The sequence below is a fragment of the Streptomyces sp. NRRL F-5122 genome, from assembly GCF_001507435.1.
GTDB lineage: Bacteria > Actinomycetota > Actinomycetes > Streptomycetales > Streptomycetaceae > Streptomyces > Streptomyces lannensis.
On the sequence record NZ_LMWH01000033.1, the window covers coordinates 1 to 4,448 of the forward strand.

The window sequence follows — 4,448 nt, forward strand, 5'->3', positions numbered from 1 at the left end:
GACGCGACAGCCGGGTACTCACCCTGCCCGATACATGCGCAACAAGCCGAAACGGCCCGCCAAATGAACCGACGGACCGTCACGAAAGATCGAGGCTAGAGATCGGGTACCGCTGGACAGACGGACCCACTCATAGATGCCTTGGTGTAGCCCAAGCCCCCTACCCGGAAAACCTGGCCCACCCAGGGCCTGAACATCCCATGAAACATCCTCAGAAAGCAGCAATTCTGGAGAGCTGGAGAGGAGTTCACATGCCCCCGTAACCTTGCGGCCGCACCAGATGCAAGCAGTTGAAAGAGTACTGCAATCACTCCGGATTCCTGCCGGTGGACGTATGCCAGAACACGGATACGCACACTCACCAACGTCCACTACCGAAAACAATCTGAGGATACATCAAGAGACAGTTTGAGGAGGCCTGGAATCAGCCTCATCTCCCCTCTCCAAGGACCGCCACATAGGCGCAGAGAGCAGGGCAGGAGCGAGCATGTACCAGCACCCCTGCATAACCCTCTGTACCCGTAAGGGGTCACGGGCGGGTGCCCTGAGCAGAGGGGGCGGGGTCGGGAAGCTCACGGTGCCCTGGCGCGATGCTGCCGCTTCCGGCTTTCCCCATGAAGATTTGCTGCCCGGGTCCCGTGTCTGCGATCTTGTGCGGGGCGGCGACCTCAAGACGCGGCCCAGCCGCCGGCACCACTCGCCTCGGGGTCCACCACTAGACCGCTGGTGGTGTTGGCCGAGCACGAGCAGCGGCTTGCTCTTTGAACTGCCCGTAGCCCTACGAAGAAGGGGAAATAGCGTGAACACCAAAAAGGTTACGGCCCGACGTCTTACGGCCGAGGAGGTTTCAGAATTTGGGCTTCAAGAGGACATCTTCGTCTCGGCAGATACTGCTATCCCCGATGGGATCGGATCCTGACGTACCCGGCCCATCCAGCGTGCGTCAGTCCCGCCAAGCTTTCCCACAAGGGGCACATATGAGCAGAAGGGCTGCCGTCTTCGGCGGGCATCGTCCTACAGCTCACCCGGCAACCGCGGGCTCACAGCTGGTCGGGCAGCTTCTCATGCCAGTACCAGCCGTGAGCGGCCATAGCTTCCCGAGTCCACGCCGTCAGCAGCTGCGCGGCTTCCTGCGACCGGCTTTCGTCATGGCCGCCGCCATCAGCGAAGAACTGAACGAGGATGCCGGCCGCAGGCCGCCTCGCATCACCGGCGTCGCAGAACGTGCACAGGTCCAGATGGATCGGCACCAGTTCGCGGTTGGTCAGCTTCGCGTGTCCCGGCTGACTTTCGGGTCAACACGAGCTCACAGCCTCAACACCAGCCTACAATCCGACTAAGCGCGGATGCTACCCGCGCGTTTCCCTCTTCATTGATGGCGGAAAGTTGGTCGCTTCCCACCCCTCGGCGGAGGAGATCCAACGCTGCCACTTGATCCCGCAACTCCAACGCCTCCATGGGTGTCAGTTCGGGGCGCTCAGCCGCTGGATAGAAAATGGGTGCCCCGTTATCCCCGGGATGCAGCAGCGCATCGAATTCCTGATGAATATCCAGAACCAGAGTCGAGCACCAGTCAGCCCACTCCCTGATCCGGAAGCCATTCTCGAAAGCCCTCCGGACCATTTCTGCGGCCATCGAGCAGGCATCACTCAATTCATCAGAGACGCTCTCGCTCGCCGGTCGCTCGACAATATCCCGCAGAGACCGGAGCACCTCGGTCAAGGTTTCCCGCTCCGCCTCAAGTGAACGCAGCCACTCGGTTACCTGCTCATCGACAGTACAACCGGAACGGACCTCGATGATCGGCACGACCTTGAAGAGGCAGATCGAGGCGAAGCGGATGAGGGAGTCTTGCTCTGCTCTGTGCAGAGCCTGGGCCAATGACCCGTGGAAGGCGTCCAGGTCGGTCGAGGGAAGGAGGCGGCCCCCATCACCGGAGGAAGCACTCATGGAGATCCCTGGCGACGCCATCAGCGAAATTCTCGGTCTCCTCCCGAAGCCGCATCGTGATTGCCTGACCCGCACTCGCCTCCCTCAGCCCCATGAGAATGTCATAGTTCCGGGAACGCTCCCGCCTTTCCCGGGAGACTCGACCCTCCTCCGTAACCCGGTCCGGAAGGGTCAACAGCTCGTCCAGGACCGTCGCCACTTCCTCGGCAGCATCCAGACATCGAAGAACATGGTCGTTATGGCGGTCAAGCAGCATTTCTCGCGCATTGAGAGTGGCCAAAATACCATCCATTACGACCGTTTCCACGTTGTCTCTTTCCAGTTCCTCCAAGAACGAGGAGCCGAATATCGGGAACGAGTCGACAGCTGAAACACGGGCTGGGAGATCATCCGACGGAGCTCCAGCCGCCCACGACCAGAGATCCTCGTTGAGCGATCTCACCAACTCTTTCTGCACTCCCCACGAATCCGGAACAGGAAGCTCCAACACCGCGGGGAGTACACGGGAGGACGCCGCGATGGCAAGGATCTCAGGGCCACCACTCGGCAGTGCGTCGAGCGCCGGCACAAGGGTCCGTTTCAGCAAGGGGCCAGCAAGCGAATTCATCGATCGGCCGCCCACGTCAGCCATTTGTTCCAGTCCTCCCACACAAACATCCGCTGACCGATCGCCCAACGCGGGCCTTCTTGGAAAGGGCCTCTCATGGTAGCACCAGCCTCATTCAGCAAAGGGTAGCATCTGCCCGGACAGGAGTTTTTATCCACGGCTCCAGCGAGCGGCAGCCACCCCATCGACGCGATGAAGTCCAATCCGTCGCTCTCAGCATGTTCATCGGGGCGATTTGGAGCAATGTCGAGCCCCCAATCCTCCGCCTGTGCAACCTGCGCTGGGCTGAGCCGTTGGCTGGCACCCAGAACAAGGTGGTAAGCGTTATCACCCGCCACACCCGGATCACGAGCCCAAATGATGGTGGAGCTTCTGACCTTTGCGGCACGACGATCGAGAATCCCACCATGGATCGCGTCCACGATCTCACGGGCCGACTCCGCTTCCGAATACGTCCCGCCAACATCCGAATGGAGGACCTGGCCGCTCTGCAACTGGGCAGGGAAGGAGGTCGTCAGACCCGCGCCGGGGTCGATCGGATTGATCAGTGTGCTGCCGGCTCCGGCCTCGGGATCGGTCGGGAAGGTGGAGGTGAGCCCTGCCCCGGCACCGGTGTCGAGCGGGTTGACGAGAGTCGTGCCGTCGTTGGCGCCGGGGTCGAGGGGGAAGACGGTGCCCAGGCCGCCGGACGGTTCGGCAGCCGTCATGGTCGTGGTACCCGCGCCCGGACTGTAGACCGTGGGGGTCGTGGTGCTGCCGTGGAGTTTGACGGGGGCGGAGTCGGAGGGGCCTGTCGCCGCGGTCTTGGTGCCGGGCTGAGAGGTGGTGCCAGCACCGGTGGCCTGGCCAACTGGACGCTTGCCAGGGTTCTCACGCAGGCCCGTCTTGGCAGTCGGTGGAGGCGGAGGCGGCGGGAGGTTTTCGGTTGCCTGGGGGGTGGTGACCGAGGCCAAGGTGCCGCGGGCTGTGTAGGCGTACGACGTCGAGGACGAGCCGGTGCTGGTGCCGGTGAGCTGGTTGCGGGCGTTGTAGCTCGCGGTCGTCGTGGTGGAGCCGCTGGTGACGTTGGTGCGTTTGCCGGCGTCGTCGTAGCCGTAGCTAGTGGTCGTCGAGCTGTTGTTCCACGAGGTCAGGCGACCCGCCTTGTCGTAGCCGTAGGTGTTGGATGTGGCTCCGGCAGTGCCCGTGGTGGTCTGCGCGGTGAGATGTCCGGCGTTGTCGTAGCCGTAGGAGGCGGATGCCTCGCTGCTGCCGCCGGGAGCGGTGAGGGTGTCGCTGGTGAGGCGGTGCTGGGCGTCGTAGCCGAGGCTGCGGCTGGCGTTGCCGCTGCTGCCGTAGGCGATGCCGGTGACCTGGCCGGATGAGTTGTAGGTGTAGGCCAGGTTGGTGCCGGTGGCCGGGTCGGTGGCGCTGGCGACCTGGCCGTCTGGGTTGTAGGCGAAGGTCGCGGTACCCGTCTTGTCTGTACGGGAGGTGAGTTGGCCGTCAGAGTTGTAGCTGAAGGTGGCGCTGCCGGAGGGGCCGGTGGCGGAGCGGATCTCTCCGCGGTCGTCGTAGGTGTAGGTGTCGGTGCCGCCGGGCGCTCCGGCGGAGGTGAGGCGGCCGTCGGCGTCGTAGCTGAAGCTCCGGCTTGGGGTAGTGGCCTCCGCACCGGTGCCGGACGTGTCGGCCAGCCGGCCGTCGGCGTCGTAGGTCTGAGTGAGGGTGACTCCGCCGGACGATCTCGAGCTCGGTTTCCAGCTCGCGGATTCGTCGCCGCGCTGCGCGCAGCTCTGCGGACTCCTCCGAGACCCTGCCCGTTCGGGCGGCAGTGGCGGATGTCGAGCGACGTGCTTGTTCACTCAGCAGCGCCGGCGACACGTAGTGCGTCGAGTCGGGCGTGCGTCATCAG

General features: G+C 63.6%; 4 protein-coding genes. All 4 read right to left on the minus strand.

Annotation, left to right across the window (positions count from 1 at the left end):
• Positions 1–1,040: 1,040 nt before the first annotated feature.
• The 4 genes from ADL25_RS05975 to ADL25_RS05990 all read right to left on the minus strand — a co-directional run bounded on the left by ADL25_RS05975 (position 1,041) and on the right by ADL25_RS05990 (position 4,398).
• Positions 1,041–1,250, minus strand: coding sequence for a DUF6300 family protein (locus ADL25_RS05975; protein ID WP_059126573.1), 210 nt, complete (start codon positions 1,248–1,250; stop codon positions 1,041–1,043).
• A 64-nt stretch (positions 1,251–1,314) separates the two neighbouring features.
• Positions 1,315–1,950 carry a hypothetical protein gene (locus ADL25_RS05980; protein ID WP_059126574.1) on the minus strand — a complete coding sequence of 212 codons (636 nt, stop codon included), beginning with the start codon at positions 1,948–1,950 and terminating at the stop codon, positions 1,315–1,317.
• On the minus strand, positions 1,931–2,581 hold the full coding sequence (locus ADL25_RS48890) for a hypothetical protein (RefSeq protein WP_159044890.1): 651 nt from the start codon (positions 2,579–2,581) through the stop codon (positions 1,931–1,933). Before ADL25_RS48890 ends, ADL25_RS05980 begins: the two co-directional genes overlap by 20 nt.
• Positions 2,554–4,398 carry an RHS repeat protein gene (locus tag ADL25_RS05990; RefSeq protein ID WP_059126576.1) on the minus strand — a complete coding sequence of 615 codons (1,845 nt, stop codon included), beginning with the start codon at positions 4,396–4,398 and terminating at the stop codon, positions 2,554–2,556. The genes ADL25_RS48890 and ADL25_RS05990 overlap by 28 nt, the downstream gene beginning before the upstream one ends.
• Positions 4,399–4,448 lie beyond the last annotated feature (50 nt).

What these genes read in the sequence shown, in the direction of transcription:
- ADL25_RS48890 (WP_159044890.1), bottom strand. Translation starts at nt 2,581, where the DNA reads ATGGCTGACGTGGGCGGCCGATCGATGAATTCGCTTGCTGGCCCCTTG.
- ADL25_RS05980 (WP_059126574.1), bottom strand. Translation starts at nt 1,950, where the DNA reads ATGAGTGCTTCCTCCGGTGATGGGGGCCGCCTCCTTCCCTCGACCGAC.